This is a genomic window from Streptomyces sp. NPDC059875, assembly GCF_042731085.1.
Taxonomy (GTDB): domain Bacteria; phylum Actinomycetota; class Actinomycetes; order Streptomycetales; family Streptomycetaceae; genus Streptomyces.
In genome coordinates this window covers 123699-142158 of record NZ_JBHWJZ010000011.1, presented here as the reverse complement: position 1 = coordinate 142158, position 18460 = coordinate 123699, and the positions used below count along the sequence as shown (strand labels likewise).

The 18460-nt window shown below is 71.8% G+C and carries 18 protein-coding genes and 1 pseudogene; 11 read left to right on the top strand and 8 right to left on the bottom strand.

Annotated features, from left to right (window positions below; genetic code table 11):
* Nucleotides 1-21: 21 nt before the first annotated feature.
* Nucleotides 22-1881, top strand: coding sequence for a hypothetical protein (locus tag ACFV9D_RS16310; RefSeq protein ID WP_385145920.1), 1860 nt, complete (start codon nucleotides 22-24; stop codon nucleotides 1879-1881).
* Nucleotides 1882-1948: 67 nt separating this feature from the next.
* Here the strand turns inward: ACFV9D_RS16310 and ACFV9D_RS16305 are convergent, their stop codons facing one another.
* The 3 genes from ACFV9D_RS16305 to ACFV9D_RS16295 all read right to left on the bottom strand — a co-directional run bounded on the left by ACFV9D_RS16305 (nucleotide 1949) and on the right by ACFV9D_RS16295 (nucleotide 5828).
* A complete protein-coding gene (locus ACFV9D_RS16305) occupies nucleotides 1949-3103 on the bottom strand; it encodes a GDSL-type esterase/lipase family protein (protein ID WP_385145918.1) in 1155 nt (384 codons plus the stop codon).
* Between the two features lie 249 nt (nucleotides 3104-3352).
* Nucleotides 3353-4975 carry a malate synthase A gene (gene aceB, locus ACFV9D_RS16300; protein ID WP_385145916.1) on the bottom strand — a complete coding sequence of 541 codons (1623 nt, stop codon included), beginning with the start codon at nucleotides 4973-4975 and terminating at the stop codon, nucleotides 3353-3355.
* A gap of 238 nt (nucleotides 4976-5213) precedes the next feature.
* The gene (locus ACFV9D_RS16295; RefSeq protein WP_385145914.1) at nucleotides 5214-5828 is read right to left on the bottom strand and encodes an NTP transferase domain-containing protein; all 615 of its coding nucleotides are present in this window, start codon (nucleotides 5826-5828) and stop codon (nucleotides 5214-5216) included.
* Nucleotides 5829-5995: 167 nt separating this feature from the next.
* On the opposite strand from ACFV9D_RS16295, the gene ACFV9D_RS16290 reads away from it, so the two are divergent.
* Nucleotides 5996-6316, top strand: coding sequence for a DUF5955 family protein (locus tag ACFV9D_RS16290; protein ID WP_385145912.1), 321 nt, complete (start codon nucleotides 5996-5998; stop codon nucleotides 6314-6316).
* A gap of 82 nt (nucleotides 6317-6398) precedes the next feature.
* Nucleotides 6399-7148 (top strand): class I SAM-dependent DNA methyltransferase, encoded by a 750-nt coding sequence (locus ACFV9D_RS16285; RefSeq protein ID WP_385145910.1) that lies wholly within the window; start codon nucleotides 6399-6401, stop codon nucleotides 7146-7148.
* A gap of 22 nt (nucleotides 7149-7170) precedes the next feature.
* Here ACFV9D_RS16285 and ACFV9D_RS16280 read toward each other — a convergent pair whose 3' ends face one another.
* Together ACFV9D_RS16280 and ACFV9D_RS16275 are read right to left on the bottom strand one after the other, a co-directional pair.
* Entirely contained in the window at nucleotides 7171-7797 is a 627-nt protein-coding gene (locus ACFV9D_RS16280; protein WP_385145908.1) for a response regulator, read from the bottom strand.
* Entirely contained in the window at nucleotides 7794-8960 is a 1167-nt protein-coding gene (locus ACFV9D_RS16275) for a sensor histidine kinase (RefSeq protein WP_385145906.1), read from the bottom strand. The genes ACFV9D_RS16280 and ACFV9D_RS16275 overlap by 4 nt, the downstream gene beginning before the upstream one ends.
* A gap of 112 nt (nucleotides 8961-9072) precedes the next feature.
* Here ACFV9D_RS16275 and ACFV9D_RS16270 point away from each other — a divergent pair, with 112 nt between their 5' ends.
* The 3 genes from ACFV9D_RS16270 (at nucleotide 9073) to ACFV9D_RS16260 (ending at nucleotide 11176) form a co-directional block, all read left to right on the top strand.
* The gene (locus tag ACFV9D_RS16270) at nucleotides 9073-10158 is read left to right on the top strand and encodes an ABC transporter permease (protein ID WP_385145904.1); all 1086 of its coding nucleotides are present in this window, start codon (nucleotides 9073-9075) and stop codon (nucleotides 10156-10158) included.
* The gene (locus ACFV9D_RS16265) at nucleotides 10155-10835 is read left to right on the top strand and encodes an ABC transporter ATP-binding protein (protein ID WP_385145902.1); all 681 of its coding nucleotides are present in this window, start codon (nucleotides 10155-10157) and stop codon (nucleotides 10833-10835) included. Before ACFV9D_RS16270 ends, ACFV9D_RS16265 begins: the two co-directional genes overlap by 4 nt.
* Nucleotides 10836-10921: 86 nt before the next feature.
* Nucleotides 10922-11176, top strand: coding sequence for a hypothetical protein (locus tag ACFV9D_RS16260; RefSeq protein WP_385145900.1), 255 nt, complete (start codon nucleotides 10922-10924; stop codon nucleotides 11174-11176).
* A 222-nt stretch (nucleotides 11177-11398) separates the two neighbouring features.
* Here the strand turns inward: ACFV9D_RS16260 and ACFV9D_RS16255 are convergent, their stop codons facing one another.
* Nucleotides 11399-12208 (bottom strand): IclR family transcriptional regulator, encoded by an 810-nt coding sequence (locus ACFV9D_RS16255; RefSeq protein ID WP_385145898.1) that lies wholly within the window; start codon nucleotides 12206-12208, stop codon nucleotides 11399-11401.
* A 327-nt stretch (nucleotides 12209-12535) separates the two neighbouring features.
* On the opposite strand from ACFV9D_RS16255, the gene allB reads away from it, so the two are divergent.
* Together allB and alc are read left to right on the top strand one after the other, a co-directional pair.
* Entirely contained in the window at nucleotides 12536-13870 is a 1335-nt protein-coding gene (gene allB, locus ACFV9D_RS16250; RefSeq protein WP_385145896.1) for an allantoinase AllB, read from the top strand.
* A gap of 1 nt (nucleotide 13871) precedes the next feature.
* Nucleotides 13872-15002, top strand: a complete 1131-nt coding sequence (alc, locus tag ACFV9D_RS16245; protein WP_385145894.1) for an allantoicase — start codon at nucleotides 13872-13874, stop codon at nucleotides 15000-15002.
* A 169-nt stretch (nucleotides 15003-15171) separates the two neighbouring features.
* Here the strand turns inward: alc and ACFV9D_RS16240 are convergent, their stop codons facing one another.
* The gene (locus ACFV9D_RS16240; protein WP_385146039.1) at nucleotides 15172-15912 is read right to left on the bottom strand and encodes an SDR family NAD(P)-dependent oxidoreductase; all 741 of its coding nucleotides are present in this window, start codon (nucleotides 15910-15912) and stop codon (nucleotides 15172-15174) included.
* Nucleotides 15913-16090: 178 nt separating this feature from the next.
* On the opposite strand from ACFV9D_RS16240, the gene ACFV9D_RS16235 reads away from it, so the two are divergent.
* The 3 genes and pseudogenes from ACFV9D_RS16235 to ACFV9D_RS16225 all read left to right on the top strand — a co-directional run bounded on the left by ACFV9D_RS16235 (nucleotide 16091) and on the right by ACFV9D_RS16225 (nucleotide 18115).
* Nucleotides 16091-16702, top strand: a complete 612-nt coding sequence (locus ACFV9D_RS16235) for a dihydrofolate reductase family protein (protein ID WP_385145892.1) — start codon at nucleotides 16091-16093, stop codon at nucleotides 16700-16702.
* A gap of 117 nt (nucleotides 16703-16819) precedes the next feature.
* Nucleotides 16820-17744 (top strand): annotated as a pseudogene (locus ACFV9D_RS16230) (DMT family transporter).
* 11 nt (nucleotides 17745-17755) lie between these two features.
* Nucleotides 17756-18115 (top strand): hypothetical protein, encoded by a 360-nt coding sequence (locus ACFV9D_RS16225; RefSeq protein ID WP_385145890.1) that lies wholly within the window; start codon nucleotides 17756-17758, stop codon nucleotides 18113-18115.
* Here ACFV9D_RS16225 and ACFV9D_RS16220 read toward each other — a convergent pair.
* Nucleotides 18112-18333 carry a hypothetical protein gene (locus ACFV9D_RS16220; protein WP_385145888.1) on the bottom strand — a complete coding sequence of 74 codons (222 nt, stop codon included), beginning with the start codon at nucleotides 18331-18333 and terminating at the stop codon, nucleotides 18112-18114. The genes ACFV9D_RS16225 and ACFV9D_RS16220 overlap by 4 nt on opposite strands.
* Nucleotides 18334-18460 lie beyond the last annotated feature (127 nt).

The following is an 18460-nucleotide window of genomic DNA, read 5'->3' as shown; positions in this document are numbered from 1 at the left end:
GCCGGAACTACCCTGGGAAAGGTGGCAGGGACCGTGCTCACCAACACCGGGCTCGACGCGTTCCTCGACGGAACCCCGGAGCTCCGCGACCCTTCGTCCGCCCGCGCCGCCGACGCCGTGCTCGGGTTGCTGTCGCTGCGCGGGGCCGATCGGCGGACCGGGCTGCCCGAGCCGACCGTGGATCTCGTGCGGCACCTGCTGGTCGAGGACGTGCCGGCCTTCGTGTACGCGACACCCGACGAGCTGCCGTTCTATCCCGCCGTGCTCGTGGCGCTCACCGAGCGCGTCCGGGAGGCCGGGCGGCTCAACGGGAAGCGGCAGGCGCGGATCGTGGCCGCGATCGAGGAGACCGTGCCCGACTTCGAGCGGGCGATGAACGATCCCGCCAACTTCACCTGGCAGCGCTGGTACGCCTCGCTGCTGCGCGCCGACGGCGCCGACCCCGGCGACCCCGCCGCCGTCCGGGCCTGGCTCGCCGCCCACGACGGGGTGACCCCGCCGGACGGGCTGCGCAGGGCCGACCTGATGAACCGCAGCGAGCTCGCCGACATGGTGCTCGCCGAGGCCCTCACCGGTGCGTACGTACGGGAGGCGGAAGCGCCCTCGTCCGCCGGGCCGCTGCTGTCCGACGGGGACGTCTCGCACGGGGTGGCGCAGGTCGCGGGCCGCCTGGTCGACCGCTGGACCGCCGAGGGGCTCGCCGGGGCGCTCGCGGGGCCGTACGCCCATCTCGCGCCCGGCCCCGACGCCTTCCCGCATCTCGTCCTCGCCGACACCCTCCTCGACGAGCACCTGAACTACTACGAGGACTCCGCCGTCCCGCTCCCGCCGCCGCCCGTCGAGGCCCACGATCCCCAGCGGTCCGTCGAGGCCGGCGCCGACCTGCTCGCCGCGGCCGTCGAGGAGATGAAGAGCGAGTCGGGCGGCCTGTACGACGGCGAGGCCGCGCATCTGCTGTACGCCCTCTTCCAGCGCGGCTCCAGCGCCGAATCCGTCGCCCGCCGGGCCGCCGAGTTCGAGGACTGGCCGGTCGACCCCCGCCTGGAGGACGCGCCCGTACTGGTACCGGCGAAGGCCCACGACGCCTATGTGGTCCCGCCCGCCGACGAGCTGGCCCGGCTCGTGGGGTCGCCCGTCACGGACGAGGACCGGACCCGCCTCGAACCGGCCGCCCGGGCCATGGCCGACACGGTCGACCGGCTGGCAGGGACCGGCATGGTCTTCCGTACCGGCGACGCCTTCGGCCTCACCCCGTGGGGCGTCGAGGTCCTGCACTACCTGCTGCGGGTCCGCTGGGTCGCGGCGCCCGACGCCGCGGAGGCCGCGGCCTGGGACGCCCCGACCGTGATCGCCGCCGCCGAGGGCTGGTCCGCCTCCGCCGCCACCCGCGTCCTCGCCGACTGGCTCCGCGCGCGCGGAGACACCGTCGACGCCTGGTCCCAGCTGCTTGCCGCCCTCGGCACCGTCAACGCCGGGACGTTCGAGGCCGCCGACACCCGCGCCGTCTTCGGCTTCCTCGACCCGGAGGCCGCTCCCGCCGAGGCCCTGCAGGGAGCCCTCGACGACCCGGTGATGGGTGCGTACGCGTACGGGGTCCTGCGGGCCAGGGGCGAGCCGGCAGACGAGACCCGGGTGCCGCTGTCCGCCCGCGCCGTGTTGATCCTGGACCGGCTCTCCCGCCGCACGGCCGGGCGGGCGGTCCTCGACTCCGCCGCCGAGGGCTGGCCGGGCGGCGTGGACGCCCTGGTCAAGGAGATGGCGGCGGCCGACCCGTACCGGGCCGAACGGACGCTCGGGAGGCTGGGCATCAGTGTTCCCGAGCCGGGGACGGGGAAGCCGCGGGCGCGGCGCAGGAGCCGGGGGAGGCGCCGCACCCGCTGAGCAACCCCGTGGGGGGTCGGAGGAGGGCCGTCGGGAGAGGGCCCTCAGGGCTCTCGGGTGACGGTCGTCAGGAGAGGGCCGCCAGGTACATCCCGGAGGCTCCGGCGCCAGCCGTGTTGCGGCAGGAGAAGTTCCCGCTCGGCTGTGCGTGGATCAGCGCGAGACAGCGGCCGAGCGCCAACTGGCCGTAGTGGTTGGGGTGCACGTTCTCCTGGATCGGCCCCTGGGTCTGGTTCTGGTCGATCCAGCGCACCCACTCGCTGGTCGTGGCCGAGGCCGGCACCGTCGAGCTGACCTGCTTGCTCGCCTTGGCGCACACCTCGCGGCCCTGGAGCATGTCGCGCAGATCCATGAACTGCACGCCCTTGCTCGCCGCCACCGCCTTGAGCCGGTTGGAGACCTGCGGGACGAGCGAGTCCCGCGCCCAGTCGGAGTCCAGGTTCCAGAACGGGCAGCCACCCGTGTTCGTGCGGCTCCAGCCACTCTCCGCGTAGCGGTTGTCGGCAGCCCTGGGGATGGGGGAGGGGTACGACTGGAGCACGATCCGGTACGAGGAGGCGGCGTACCCGGCGCCGGACATCACGGCCCGGATCTCGTCGACGGACTTGCCGACGTTCGCCATCGCGGTGTCGATCTTGGAGTCGACCTCCTCCTGCTGGTCGTCGTGGCAGTACGAGTACCAGACGATGTAGTCGGTCGCGCAGCTCCTGATGATGTCGGCGAAGCCCAGGTCGTTGCCGCCGATCGACAGCACGATCGTCCCGACGTCGTGGGAGGCGGCGACGGCCGCCAGCTGGTCCGCCTGCGGTGCCTCGCCCTTGTACGCCACGCCGCCCTGCGAGGCGCGGAAGACGTTCTCGGTCGTCGCCCCCGAGCAGGCCAGGTTGATCAGCGTCGAGGCGATCGCGCCCGCGCTCTTCACCTCGGCCGAGTCGGAGCGGTGGCAGCCGTTCGCAGCCGTCGTGCCGTACACCCGGGAGGGGTCGTACGTGCTCCCCGTCCACGCCCGGTCGGTGCCGTTCCGGCTGCCACTGGTGGTCAGGCTGTTGCCCTGCCAGCGGCCGGCCTCGCCGGAGATGTAGCTGTCGCCCATCGACACGACGGCGGTGGGGCCGGAGCCGTCGGCGGCGGCGGTGGGGGCCGCCCCGGCGGCCAGCAGGCCGCCCACGGCGAGGGCGACGGTGACGAGTCTTCGGACCGTGCGGTGGGGGGTTCTGGGCATGGCTGTGTTCTCCTGCGTCGGTGCAGAGGAGTGGGGACAGCCGCCGGCCGGTGGCATGGCGGAATCTCGCATGCCGTGGCTTGTTACCGCTAGGTAGCGTCAGGTTTCGGTTGCGTCACGTGCCCTGTGAAACGCACTGGAGCGAAAATGGCTCCGCCCCCGGTGCTGTGCGTTCACCAGGGGCGGAGCCGTTTTCGCGGGGTAACCGCGAGCTCGCGGGTACCGCGTGCCGATCGGCCGCTGTGCGGGTCAGCCGATCAGCTGGTCGTACGCCGGGAGGGTCAGGAAGTCGGCGTAGTCGGCGTCGAGGGAGACGTGGAGCAGGAGGTCGTGGGCCTGCTGCCACTTGCCGGCCGCGAAGGCCTCCTCGCCGATCTCCTCGCGGATCGCGGCCAGTTCCTCAGCCGCGACCTTGCGGGCCAGCTCCGGGGTGGCCGTCTCGCCGTTCTCGAACACGACGCCCGCGTTGATCCACTGCCAGATCTGCGAGCGCGAGATCTCCGCCGTGGCCGCGTCCTCCATCAGGTTGAAGATGGCGACCGCGCCGAGGCCGCGGAGCCAGGCCTCGATGTAGCGGGTGCCGACCTGGACGGCGTTGCGCAGGCCGTCGTACGTGGGCTTCGCGTCGAGGGAGTCGATCGCGATCAGGTCGCCGGGCGCCACCGACACGTCCTCGCGCAGGCGGTCCTTCTGGTTCGGCTTGTCGCCGAGCACCGCGTCGAAGGAGGCCATCGCGATCGGGACCAGGTCCGGGTGGGCGACCCAGGAGCCGTCGAAGCCGTCGCCCGCCTCGCGGTCCTTGTCCGCCTTGACCTTCTCGAAGGCGACCTTGTTGACCTCGGCGTCCTTGCGGGACGGGATGAACGCCGCCATGCCGCCGATCGCGTGCGCCCCGCGCTTGTGGCAGGTGCGGACGAGGAGTTCGGTGTACGCGCGCATGAACGGGGCCGCCATCGTGACCGCGTTGCGGTCCGGGAGGACGAACTTGGCGCCGCCGTCACGGAAGTTCTTGACGATGGAGAAGAGGTAGTCCCAGCGGCCCGCGTTCAGGCCCGCCGCGTGGTCGCGGAGCTCGTAGAGGATCTCCTCCATCTCGTACGCAGCCGTGATCGTCTCGATCAGCACGGTGGCGCGGACGGTGCCCTGCGGGATGCCGACGTAGTCCTGGGCGTAGACGAAGATGTCGTTCCAGAGGCGGGCCTCCAGGTGCGACTCCGTCTTCGGGAGGTAGAAGTACGGGCCCTTGCCGAGTTCGATGAGGCGCTTGGCGTTGTGGAAGAAGTACAGGCCGAAGTCGACCAGCGCGCCGGGGACCGGGCGGCCCTCGAAGGTCAGGTGGCGCTCCTCCAGGTGCCAGCCGCGCGGCCGCATGACGACCGTGGCCAGCTCCTCGGCCGACTTGAGGGCGTACGACTTGCCCGACTTCGGGTCCGTGAAGTCGATGTTCCGGTCGTACGCGTCGATCAGGTTGACCTGGCCGAGGACCACGTTCTCCCAGGTGGGGGCCGAGGCGTCCTCGAAGTCGGCGAGCCAGACCTTCGCGCCCGAGTTCAGGGCGTTGATCGTCATCTTGCGGTCGGTCGGGCCGGTGATCTCGACACGGCGGTCGTTCAGGGCCGCCGGGGCCGGCGCGACCCGCCAGGAGTCGTCCGCGCGGACGGCGGCCGTCTCCGGCAGGAAGTCGAGGGTCGAGGTGCGGGCGATCTCGGCGCGGCGCTCCGCCCGGCGGGCGAGGAGCTCGTCCCGGCGCGGCGTGAACCGCCGGTGCAGCTCCGCCACGAAGGCGAGGGCCGCGTCGGTCAGCACCTCCTCCTGCCTCGGCAGTGGCTCGGCTTCGACGACGGCCAGGGGGGACGGCGCTGGTGCGGACATGAACGGTCACTTCCTTCAGCGGGCTTCACGGGCGGTGCCTTGCGGCCGCCCGGGCGTCGCGGATCGGCACGGAGTGCCGCAGGCGCCGAGATACGGCCGCGAGCGCCGTCAGGGGATCAGGCGCTTCTGAACAGTGGATACTAGTTTCCTCATGGTGGAAGTTCAATCGTTTGTTGATGTCGAGATTCTCTGGATCGACAGAAGGTGGCGCTCAGTGCCACGTTCTTCACTCCCGGTTTCACTCCAGGTGGGACAGATCCGCCTCGGTGTCGATGTCATAGGGCTCGGCCACATCCGAGCAGTCCACGAGCGTGATCGCATCCCGGTGCACCTTCAGATAGTCACGTGCTCCCTGGTCGCCGACCGCCCCCGCCGCGATCTCCGCCCAGCGATCCGCGCCGAACAGCACCGGATGGCCGCGCTTCCCGTCGTACGAAGCCGCCGCGAGGGAATTGCGCGAGCGGTACGCCGACCGGACCCGTGCCACCGCGTCGGCGCCGATCCCCGGCTGGTCGACCAGGGAGACCAGCGCCGCGTCCACCGGCAAGGCGTCGGCGGCGAGCGAGGCCAGACCGACCCGCAGCGAGGACCCCATGCCCTCGGCCCACTCCGGGTTGTCGACCAGCACGCAGCCGGGCAGCTGGGCCCGCTCCCGTACGAGATCGGCCGAGGCGCCGAGCACCACGTGGATCACCTCGCAGCCGCCCTCCCGCAGCACGCGCACCGCGTGCTCGACCAGCGGCCGGCCGCGGTGGGTCAGGAGCGCCTTGGGGCGGCCACCGAGGCGCCGGCCGCCGCCCGCGGCGAGCAGGAGACCGGCGATCAGAGGGGTGGTGTGCTGTGCATGCGTCATGCTGACTGCATACCGCATGACACGGACGCCTGAATTGTGTCCGTACGGTGGCGCGCCGGGCGCGCGATGGCGTTAACTGGCTCGCGACTCCGGGCGCCTGACCACTGTTCGACGGGTCGGGTCGGTGTTCGGAGTTCGGCGCACAGTGTCGTGCGAGGGGGAGAACTTTGTTGCGAAGCGTTGGGCAGAGGCGTGTGACAACCGGCGGCGGCGAGGACCCGAGGGTGGCGGAGCTGCGTGCCGCCGTCTCCCGGCTCCGTCGCGAACTGGCGGGCCATCCGGTCGAGTTCACCGACCGGGGTATCGCCGAGGACGAACTCGCCGCGCTGGACGCGATGGCCGTCAGCGGAGTCCCGGAGGCACGGCGGCTGCGCCGGTCCCTGCTGCTGATCGCCGGTTCGATCGGCTCCGTCAGCGCCCTCTCGAACGGTCTGACGGGGGTCCGCCAGGCCGTGGAGCTCTTCGGAGAGCCTTCGCACGAGGCGTGAGGCGTGTGGCCTGCGGCCGGAGGCCTGGGGCCTCCGGAAAATCGGGTGCGCCGAGCGAAGCGCCGGCGCTACGGTCCGGGCCATGGCTGAAGACGACGACGGTCACTTCGGAGCGGATGTCGCTGCGCGCTACGACGCCACGTCCGCGGACATGTTCCGGCCGGAGGCGGTGGACCCCGCCGTCGACCTGCTGACCGGGCTCGCCGGTGACGGTCCCGCCCTCGAACTCGGCATCGGCACCGGCCGCATCGCGCTGCCCCTGGCCCGCCGCGGGGTCCGGGTGCACGGCATCGACCTCTCCCGCGCGATGGTGGCCCGGCTGCGCGCCAAACCGGGCGGCGAGGACGTCGGCGTCACGATCGGGGACTTCGCGACCACCCGCGTCACGGGAGCGGGCACCTTCACCACCGCGTACCTCGTCTACAACACCATCAACAACCTCACCACGCAGGACGCCCAGGTGGACTGCTTCCTCAACGTCGCGGCCCACCTCGCACCCGGCGGCACCTTCGTCGTCGAGGTGGGGGTGCCGGTGCTGCGCCTCCTGCCGCCGGGGCAGACCGCTGTCCCGTTCGACATCGGCCCCACCCTGTGGGCGTTCGACACCCTCGACGTCGCCACCCAGGCCATGAGTTCGAACTACGTCCGGATGACCGGCGACGGCACCGCCCAGGTCCGGTCCATCCCCTTCCGCTACGTCTGGCCCTCCGAGCTCGACCTCATGGCACGGCTCGCCGGGATGCGCCTGCGCGACCGGTGGGAGGACTGGGACCGGACCCCGTTCACCGCCGAGAGCGGCCGACACGTCTCGGTCTGGGAGAAGCCCGCCTGAGGACAGACGGTGCTCCGACCCCCTACCGCCGGATCAGGCGCCGCGCCGTCGCCGTCGCCACCGCCGCCGTACGGGAGTCGACGCCCAGCTTGGCGAAGATGTGCACCAGATGGGACTTCACCGTCGCCTGACTGAGGAACAGCGCCTTGCTGATCTGCTGGTTCGACAGACCCTCGCCCACCAGCTGGAGCACCTCCAGCTCGCGTTTCGTCAGCGCCTCCGCCGGTGTCCGCATCCGGTCCATCAGGCGGTGCGCCACCGCCGGGGCCAGCGCCGACTGGCCCGCAGCGGCCGTACGGACCGCCGCCGCCAGCTCCTCCGGCGGCGCGTCCTTCAGCAGATAGCCCGAGGCGCCCGCCTCGACCGCTGCCAGGATGTCCGCGTCCGTGTCGTACGTGGTCAGGACGAGCACCCTCGGCCCGCCGGTACGGGAGGTGATCGCCGCCGTCGCCTCGGAGCCGTGCATTCCCGCCCCGAACTGGAGATCCATCAGGACCACGTCCACGCCCCCGGCGGCGGCCAGCTCCACGGCCCGCTCGGCCGTGGCCGCCTCGGCGACCACGGTGAAGTCCGGTTCCGTGTCGAGGACCGCGCGCAGCCCGGCCCGTACCACCGGATGGTCGTCGGCCAGGAGGAGACGGATGGTCATGTGGAGACTCCAGCGGGCAGGGGGAGGGAAACGGCGACCGCGGTGCCCTGGCCCGGTGCCGACTCGACCGTGAACGTGCCGCCCAGCGACTCCGCCCGGGAACGCATCGCGGGCAGACCGAAGCCCCCGTCCGAGGACGGCCGTACGGACGCGATGTCGAAGCCCTTGCCGTCGTCGACCACGTCCAGCGTCACCGACGCGTCCATGAACGACAGCGTGATCTCCGCGCGCGCCGCCGAGGCGTGCCGCACCGTGTTCGCGAGCGCCGACTGCGCGATGCGCAGCAGCGCCACCTCGTACGGGGTCGGCAGCTCCACCGGCGTCCCGCTCAGTGTGAAGCGCGCCCGCGGGGACACCTCCGGACTCGGTTCGCACAGCCGCTCGAGCGCCGCCGCCAGCGAACCGTGCTCCAGGTCCGGCGGCGACAGCGCCCGTACGAACCGTCGCGCCTCCGCCAGGTTGTCCTGCGCCGCCCGCCGCGCCCGCTCGATGTGCCCGGCGGCGGGCGAGCCCTCCGGGAGCGCCCGCTCGGCGGCCCGCAGCAGCAGCTGGATGGAGGAGAGACCCTGCGCCAGCGTGTCGTGGATCTCCCGCGCGAGGCGTTCGCGCTCCGCGAGCGTGCCCGCGTGCCGCTCGGCCGCCGCCAGCTCCGCCCGGGTCGCGATCAGCTCCTCGACCATCCGCCGTCGCCGCTCGCTCTCCCGGTACAGCGCCTGGTAGCCGAGCACCGTCGCCACGGCCACCGCCGCGCCGAGCAGCGGCCCGATGAAGACGCCGGGGTTGAGCGGCGCGCCGTGTCGTACGTACGAGAGGATCGCCGCGACCGCCGTCAGGCCGACCGCCGGCAGCGACCAGCGCATCGGCAGCAGGTGCAGCTGGAGGAAGTACAGCGGGAAGGCCACCCACAGTCCGTCGGGGGTGGCCCACAGCAGCGCCAGCCAGGACGCGCACAGCGCGCCCAGCCACAGCGCGGCGGCCCGCTGCGAGTCCCGTACGGAGGGCAGGGCCGACCCCGCGGCGTAGACCGCGCCGGTCACCACCGCGAGGGCGACGCCCGCCCCCGAGTCCGCCCGGACCGCCGCCAGCGCGAGCAGGCCCGCCATCAGCAGATGCAGGCAGAGGCGCAGCGCGCGCAGGGCAGGGGTGAGGGAACGCGGGTCCATGATCTGTCCAGGGTAGGCGGGGGCAGACAATCCGGACTCAACCGAAAGTTTGATTGCGGAGCCATCCGTGGCGCGATGCCGCGGCCCACCGACCCCCGGGAAGCTTGGTCCCATGTTCGTGGCATGGAGAGACCTGAGATTCGCCAAGGGGCGATTCACTCTGATGGGCACGGTGATCGTGCTCATCACGCTGCTCGTCGGACTGCTGTCCGGGCTGACCGCAGGGCTGGCCCGCGAGAACATCTCGGCGATCACCGGACTGCCGGCGGACCGGCTGTCCTTCGCCGCCCCGCCCTCCGGTCAGTCGGTCTCCTTCACCAACTCGACCGTGACCGAGGGCGAGTGGCGGCAGTGGGCGCAGCGGCCCGGCGTCACGAGCGCGCAGCCGCTCGGCATCCGTACGCTCAACGCGGCCGCGGGGGACCGCACGGCGGCCGTCTCCGCGTTCGGTACGGAGCCGGCGGGCCGTCTCGCCCCGGAGAGCGCGAGGCTCGCGCCCGGCCGGGTCGTCCTCTCCGAGTCGGCCGCCGAGGAGCTCGGTGTCGAGGTGGGCGGAGCCGTACGCCTCGGCCCGCTGGAGGCGACGGTCGCGGCCGTGGCGGGCGACGCCTCGTACAGCCACACGCCCGTCGTCTGGACCTCGCTCGACGACTGGCAGAAGCTCGGGCACAACGGCACCACGCCGGAGGAGCAGGCCACCGTCATCGCGCTGCGCACGACCGGCGACGCGGATGTCGCCGCCGGGGACCGGGCCGTCGGCACGGAGTCGCGGACGATCGAGGAGTCCCTCACCGCCATAGGGTCCTACCAGGCCGAGAACGGTTCGCTGCAGCTGATGCGCGGCTTCCTCTTCGCCATCTCGGCGCTCGTCATAGGGGCCTTCTTCACCGTCTGGACCATCCAGCGCAGCGGTGACGTGGCCGTGCTGAAGGCGCTCGGCGCCTCCACCCCGTACCTGCTGAAGGACGCGCTCGGGCAGGCGGTGCTGATGCTCACGGCGGGCACGGTGCTCGGCACCGGGCTCGCGGTCGGCGCGGGTGTGCTGATCAGCGGTGGGGACGTGCCGTTCGTCCTGGAACCGCTGACCGTGCTAGGGCCGGCCGCCGTGATGATCGTGCTCGGTGTCCTCGGCGCCGCCCTGTCCATCCGGCGGATCACCGCCGTCGACCCCCTGACCGCGCTCGGGAGCGCCCGATGACTCTGCTGCTCGAAGACGTGACGCTGACGTACCCGGACGGCGACGGGCGGCTCACCGCCCTCGACTCGATCTCCCTGGAGGTCCCGGCCGGGCACCTCACGGCGGTCGTCGGCCCCTCCGGCTCCGGCAAGTCCAGCCTGCTGGCGGTGGCCGCGACGCTGGTGACCCCGGACCGGGGGCGGGTCGTCGTGGCCGGCACGGAGACGGGGGCGCTGGATCCGGGGGGCCGGGCGGCGCTGCGGCGGGAGCGGGTGGGGATCGTCTTCCAGCAGCCGAACCTGCTGGCGTCGCTGACGGCGGTGGAGCAGCTCCAGGTGATGGCGCATCTGTCGGGCGGCAGGCCGAAGGCGGTACGGGAACGGGCCCTGGCCCTCTTGGACGCGGTCGGCCTCGCGGACCTGGCGGCGCGGCGCCCGCACCAGCTGTCGGGCGGCCAGCGCCAGCGCGTCAACATCGCGCGGGCCCTGATGAACGAACCGTCCGTGCTCCTCGTCGACGAGCCGACGAGCGCGCTGGACCACGAGCGGGGCGCGGCGATCGTGGACCTGCTGGCAGGCCTGACGCGGGAGCGCGGCACGGCGACGGTGCTGGTGACGCACGACCACACCCATGTGCCACGGACGGACTCGACGGTCCTGGTCCAGGACGGCCGCGTGACGGAGCGAGCGAGGGCGTGACGGTGATTCCCTCCGGGTGCTCGCCCGTTCCGCTCGCATGACAATGGGCGTAGATGCAGGCTTCGATGGCGAAATGAGGGAAGACAGTGGGAATCAACACTGACCTGACCGATGCGCAGAAGCGTGCGCTCAAGGAGAACTCGGACGACCTGGAACAGATGCAGATCCAGGTGGACGAGGTGCGCAGAAGGGCCCGGTCCCGCCTGGAGGACGTGGGCCTGGCGAGCGGACTTGACACCCTCAACTGTCTGCTTTGCATCGCGTGTGAGGGCTGGGAGAGCGGCGACGACGGTGTCTGCGCCAACTGCCCCCACCGCTTCATGTCCCACAACATCATTTAGCGGCCGGAGCGCCCTCGTCCCGGCGTCGGCAGCCACTGCCGCGCGCATGGTCGAACACGAGGGACTCGAGTCCACCCGCGACGCTTGCGACGCTGCCGCAGCCACCTATGCGCAGTTGTTCCGCGACACGCTGCGCGAGGCCGGTCGGTGGGCCGAGGCGCAGGAGGTTCACCTGCTCGCCCGCAAGGCCTGGGCAGGGGAGCCCAGGCAGGGGGCGTGGGGTTATGCCTGGCCGTTGCCCGTCGTGTTCGCCAGGGCCGTCGAGAGTTCCTGGGCGACTTCCTGGAGGATCGGGACGATCTTCTCCGTCGCCGCCTCCGTCACGCGGCCCGCCGGGCCGGAGATCGAGATCGCCGCCGCGGTGGGGGAGTTCGGGACCGACACCGCGAGGCAGCGGACTCCTATCTCCTGCTCGTTGTCGTCGACCGCGTAGCCCGCGTCCCGTACGACAGCGAGCGCGTCCAGGAAACCCTCGGGCGTCGTGATCGTCTTCTCGGTGGCGGCCGGCATGCCCGTGCGGGACAGCAGGGCGCGCACCTCGTCCGCCGGCGTGTAGGCCAGCAGCGCCTTGCCCACGCCCGTGGAGTGCGGCAGCACGCGCCGGCCGACCTCGGTGAACATGCGCATCGAGTGCTTGGACGGCACCTGGGCGACGTACACGATCTCGTCGCCGTCGAGCAGCGCCATGTTCGCGGTCTCGCCCGTCTCCTCGACGAGCCGCGCGAGGTACGGGCGGGCCCAGGTGCCGAGCAGCCGGGAAGCGGATTCGCCCAGGCGGATCAGGCGGGGGCCGAGCGCGTACCGGCGGTTGGGTTGCTGGCGTACGTAACCGCAGGCCACGAGCGTGCGCATCAGCCGGTGGATGGTGGGCAGCGGCAGTCCGCTGCTCGCGGAGAGCTCGCTCAGCCCGACTTCGCCCCCGGCGTCGGCCATCCGCTCCAGGAGATCGAAGGCGCGCTCGAGGGACTGGACGCCACCGCTCGCGGCAGCGGGCTTGGCGGCGTCGGTGGTGCTGGCGCTGGACGTCGGCACGTCAAGGTCCTTTCGGGGCAGGCGGGCAAGGCAGCAGCCTACCGGGCCGTCCGGTCCGACACACGGTCCCGGTCCCGGCGTACGGGCCGGTCAGGGGGGTGTTTGTCCGGTGTCGGCGGCCACCCGACGGCATCCGCCTCCACCCCGCATGTACGGAGCTACGTTCTACTGTACGAAATTTCCATTCCACTTCATGGAAACATCCAAGTGGGGTCCGATGCGAGTCGTGTCGAGAGGGTCATGCTTGAAGTGTGCCCTTGACGGCATGTCGTCCCGAGTGAAGACTCCTTCAACAGTTCGTTGAAATTCTGCTGGAAAGGGGTACGGGTGGACGTCAACCTGGTACTGCGCTCGACTCGCGTCATCACCCCGGAGGGCACGGGACCTGCGTCGATCGCGGTGTCCGGCGGGACCATCGCCGCGGTGCTGCCGTACGACGCCGAGGTACCGGCCGGCGCCCGGCTGGAGGACGTCGGCGACGACGTCGTACTCCCCGGGCTCGTCGACACCCACGTGCATGTGAACGACCCCGGCCGCACGGAGTGGGAGGGCTTCTGGACCGCCACCCGCGCCGCTGCCGCCGGTGGCATCACCACGCTCCTCGACATGCCGCTGAACTCCCTGCCGCCGACCACGACGGTCGAGCACCTGCGGATCAAGCAGGACGTCGCCCGCACGAAGGCGCACATCGACGTCGGCTTCTGGGGCGGCGCGCTGCCCGACAACGTCAAGGACCTGCGGCCCCTGTTCGACGCCGGTGTCTTCGGCTTCAAGTGCTTCCTGTCGCCCTCCGGCGTGGACGAGTTCCCCGAGCTGGACCAGGAGCAGCTGGCGAACTCGCTCGCGGAGATCGCCGGCTTCGGCGGGCTGATGATCGTGCACGCGGAGGACCCGCACCACCTCGCCGCCGCCCCGCAGAAGAGGGGCGAGAAGTACGCCGACTTCCTCGCCTCCCGGCCCCGCGACGCCGAGAACACGGCGATCGAGAACCTGATCAACCAGGCCCGCCGGCTCAACGCCCGTGTCCACGTCCTGCACCTGTCCTCCTCCGACGCCCTGCCGCTCATCCGCGCCGCCAAGGCCGAAGGCGTCTCGATCACCGTCGAGTCCTGCCCGCACTTCCTCACCCTCACGGCGGAGGAGGTCCCGGACGGGGCGACGGAGTTCAAGTGCTGCCCGCCCATCCGCGAGGCCTCCAACCAGGACGCCCTCTGGGAGGGTCTGGCCGACGGGACGATCGACTGCATCGTCTCCGACCACTCGCCGTCCACCGCCGATCTGAAGACCCCCGACTTCGCCTCCGCCTGGGGCGGTATCTCCTCCCTCCAGCTCGGTCTCCCGGCGATCTGGACCGAGGCCCGGCGCCGTGGGCGCAGCCTGGAGGACGTGGTGCGCTGGATGTCGGCCGCTCCCGCCCGCCTCGCCGGCCTGGCGCAGAAGGGTGCGATCGAACCCGGCCGCGACGCCGACTTCGCCGTGATCGACCCGGACGCGACCTTCACCGTCGACCCCGCCGAGCTCGAGCACCGCAACCGCGTCACCGCCTACGCGGGCAGGACCCTGCACGGCGTGGTGAAGTCGACCTGGCTGCGCGGCGAGCGCATCAACGCCGAAGGCACCCTCACCGAGCCCACCGGCCGGCTCCTCGAAAGGAACAACTGACGTGTCCGCGCTGCGTACATCCCCTCTGGCAGGCTTCACCGGCGACGCAAGCCCCTACGGCGGCGGTGACCCGTACGCCGACTACCGCACGGCGGACTTCCCCTTCACGCAGTACGCGGACCTCGCGGACCGCCGTCTCGGCGCCGGCGTGATCGCCGCCAACGACGAGTTCTTCGCCGAGCGCGAGAACATGCTGAAGCCCGAGGCCGCGGAGTTCGACCCCGAGCACTTCGGTCACAAGGGCAAGATCATGGACGGCTGGGAGACCCGCCGCCGCCGTGGTGTGTCGGCCCAGCAGCCGCACCCGACCGAGGACGACCACGACTGGGCGCTCGTACGCCTCGGCGCCCCCGGTGTCGTGCGCGGCATCGTCGTCGACACCGCGCACTTCCGTGGCAACTACCCGCAGGCCGTCTCGGTGGAGGCCACCTCCGTGGCCGGCTCGCCCTCGCCCGAGGAGCTCCTCGCCGACGACGTGAAGTGGACGACCCTCGTCCCGCGCACCGCGATCGGCGGCCACGCCGCCAACGGCTTCGCCGTCGACGTCGAGCAGCGCTTCACGCACCTGCGCGTCAACCAGCACCCCGACGGCGGCATCGCGCGCCTGCGTGTGTACGGAGAGGTCGCCCCGGACCCGAAGTGGCTCGGCGTGCTCGGCACCTTCGACCTCGCCGCGCTCGAGAACGGCGGCCAGGTGGAGGACGCCTCCGACCGCTTCTACTCCCCGGCGACCAACACCATCCAGCCGGGCCGCTCCCGCAAGATGGACGACGGCTGGGAGACGCGTCGCCGCCGCGACAAGGGCAACGACTGGATCCGCTACAGCCTGGTCGCCGAGTCCGAGATACGCGCGGTCGAGATCGACACCGCGTACCTCAAGGGCAACAGCGCGGGCTGGGCGGCGCTGTCCGTGGCGGCCGAGGGCTCCGAGGACTGGACCGAGATCCTGCCCCGGACCCGCCTCCAGCCCGACACCAACCACCGCTTCGTGCTCGACGCGCCGGCGGTCGGCTCCCGGGTCCGGATCGACATCTACCCCGACGGCGGCATCTCCCGCCTCCGCCTCTTCGGCTCCCTGACCGACGAGGGCTCGGCGCGTCTGACGGCCCGCCACCAGGAACTGGGCGGGTAACGACACCCCGCCCGGCCCGCGAGGGCGCACCGGCCCGACAGCACCGGTGCGCCCTTGCGAAACCCCCTATTCTTTGGGCTCGGTTCTCCTCCGGGCGCTTTGAGCCGGGCTCACGACGCTCCCCCTACCTTCGGTGGGGGGGGACCCCCATTCGGTTCACTCGCCGGCCCTACGCCGCGTGGCCGCCGTCCACCGAGAACTCCGCACCCGTCACGTACTCCGCGCCCGGGCCCGCGAGGAACGCCACCATCGCGGCGACCTCGTCCGCCGTGCCGAAGCGGCCCAGGGACGTCATGTCCGCCTGGCCCTGTGCGTACGGACCGTCCGCCGGGTTCATGTCGGTGTCGATCGGGCCGGGGTGGACGATGTTCGCGGTGATCCCCCGCCCGCCCAGCTCCCGCGCGAGGGACTTGGTGAGGCCGATGAGCGCCGACTTGCTCGTCGCGTAGAGCGTGCCGCCGGGGCCCGGGACCCGGGCCGTCATGCACGTGCCGATCGTGACGATCCGCCCGCCCCGGTCCATCCGTGCGGACGCCGCCTGCGAGGCGAGGAAGGCGGCGCGCACATTCACGGCGAGCACCCGGTCCACGTCCGCGAGGGTGAGCGACTCCAGCGGGCCGAGGACCCCGAGGCCCACGCTGTTGACCAGCACGTCCAGCCGCCCGAGTGCGTCCGCCGCCCACTCCACGGCCCCCGCCGCGTCCCCGGCGTCCGCCGCGTCGGCGCGCAGGGGGAGCGCCTTGCGCCCGACAGCCTCGATCCGCGCGGCGACCTCCTTCGCCCGCTCCTCACCCGCGACGTACGTGAACGCCACGTCCGCGCCCTCCCGGGCCAGCCGCAGCGCCGTGGCCGCGCCGATCCCGCGGCTGCCACCGGTCACCAGAACCGCCTTGCCGTTCATGCCGTTCATCGTGGACATCCCGAAACCTCCGTAAGAACTCATGAGTGGTTGCGAGTTCAATGAAAGTCGGACGGAGTCCGTGGCGCTGGCGGCAATCGGACACCGATGACTTTCGCCGAGCGGTGGAGTCGGAGCTTCTGAGACACGATGGACCGGGGGACCCCCGGCCGAAGCGAAAGGCATCACCATGGGCAAGCTCTCCCTCACCCAGTTCGTGACGCTCGACGGCGTCTATCAGGCCCCCGGCGGTCCGGACGAGGACAGGAGCGGCGGCTTCGAGCACGGCGGCTGGTCCGTGCCGTTCGGCGACGAGGACTTCGGCGCCTTCATGAACGACGTCTTCGCACGCCCCGCCGCCTTCCTGCTGGGCCGCCGGACCTACGAGATCTTCGCGAGCTACTGGCCCAAGCAGACCGACCCCGCCGACCCCGTCGCCTCCAAGCTCAACTCCCTCCCCAAGTACGTCGCTTCCACGACCCTCGACAAGGCCGATTGGGCCGGCACCACCGTCCTCGGCGGCGACGCCGCCCAGGAGGTCGCGGCCCTGAAGGACCGTGTCGACGGCGAGATCCAGATGCACGGCAGCGGCGGCCTCGCGCGGTCCCTGATGGCGGCCGACCTGATCGACACGATCCACCTGCTCGTCTTCCCCGTCGTCCTCGGCACCGGCTTCCGGCTCTTCCCCGACGGCGCCCGGCCCACCGCCTTCCGCAACGTCGGGTCCAGGACGACGAACACGGGCGTCTCCATCAACACGTACGAGCTGGCCGGGCGCCCCGAGTACGGGTCCTACGTGTAGGCGTCCCGCGCGCAGGGGAAACATGTAGCCACCACCCGCCTCTCCCGGTACGGTGATCGTCCCGCGTGCGAGCCGCCGAAGTCTCCACCCCGTCCGATGAGTTGGAGCAGGCCCGCGATGACGTCGATTGCCGCTTCCGTACCCTTTCGCGCCCCGCGCCGCGCCTGGCTCACCGACCTTCCGGTGCTCCTCGTCGCCGTCGTCTGGGGCGCCAGCTACCTCGCGGCCAAGGGCATCACCACCACGCACACCGTCGTGGCCGTCCTGGTCCTGCGGTTCGCCGTCGTCCTGCCCGCCCTCGCCGTCGCCGGGTGGCGCGGGCTGCGGGCGCTGAACGCGGCCCAGTGGCGCGGTGCGGGTCTCCTCGGCCTGATCCTCAGCGGGATCTTCCTCCTGGAGACCTACGGAGTCGTCCACACCTCCGCCACCAACGCGGGCCTGATCATCAGCCTCACCATGATCCTCACACCGCTCGCCGAGTCCGCCGTCACCAGGACCAGGCCGCCCCGCGCCTTCCTCGCCGCCGCCGGGCTCGGTCGCCGGCGTCGTGCTGCTGACCCAGGGCGGCGGCTTCACCACCCCGTCCCTCGGCGACCTGCTCATGCTGCTCGCCGCCCTCGCCCGGACCGTGCACGTCCTGGCCATGTCCCGGATCAAGGCGGTCCAGAGCGCCGACTCGCTCTCCCTCACCACCGTCCAACTCGGCTCCGCCGTCGCCGTCTTCGCGCTGCTCGCCGCGGCTCCCGGCACCGATGCCTCCCCCTGGTCGGTGGCGCTCGACTTCGGCCCGCGCGAATGGGCCGGACTGCTCTTCCTCTCCGTCTTCTGTACGCTCTTCGCCTTCTTCGTGCAGATGTGGGCCGTCCGCCGCACCTCCCCGTCCCGCGTCAGCCTCCTCCTCGGCACGGAACCGCTGTGGGCCGCGGCCGCCGGCATCGCGATCGCGGGCGACCGGCCCGGAGCGCTCGGCATCGCGGGCGCCGCCCTGGTCCTCGCGGGGACGAGTTGGGGGCGCCGCGCCGCGGACGAGAGCGCCCGGTAGGTTCTTGCGCCATGCGTTCACTCTCGTACGACATAGAATTCCGCGCCCGCGCACGACGTACGCAGGGTTGGGGACTCGGGCTGCTGGCCCTCGCGGGACTGATGTGGATCTGGCTCGCGGTCCTGCTCTTCACCCCCTACGAGCCCGAGGAATCCAGCCGCGAGTGCCTGTCCCGGTTCACCAGCGAGAGCCTTCACAACAGCGACAGCAGCTGCGTCCAGGAACGCGACTGGCCCGAGCTCCTCGCCGTCCTCGGCGGATCGGTGCCCTTCGCCGTCGTCGGAGCGATCCTCTACACCAACGGCGCCGTCTCCCACCGCATGGCGGAACACCTCGCCGAGGTCACCCGCCTCAACGAGGCCCGTTCCTAGGCCTTCCGCACGCGGTCCGAGGCGATCATGATCACCAGGCCGAGCACCGCGATCACGATGTTCGCGAACAGCTCGCGGCCCTGGAGGAACCCGACGCTCTCCGTCAGGAACCGGGTGACACCCATCAGACGGAACCAGCCGTCCGTCAGCTCGCGGAGGACGCCGCAGACGCCCACCACCATGGTCAGAAAGCCGATGACTTCCAGGAATCGCTTCATGGGACGAGCATGATCCTTCCGGGGCGGCTCCCGCGTCGGCCGCCGGGAGGGAGTCGGTGCTACCGAAGTCTCGGGCCGCTCGACTTTGGTAGCTTCCGGTCGCTTCCGACCGGCCGCGCGCCCCTGA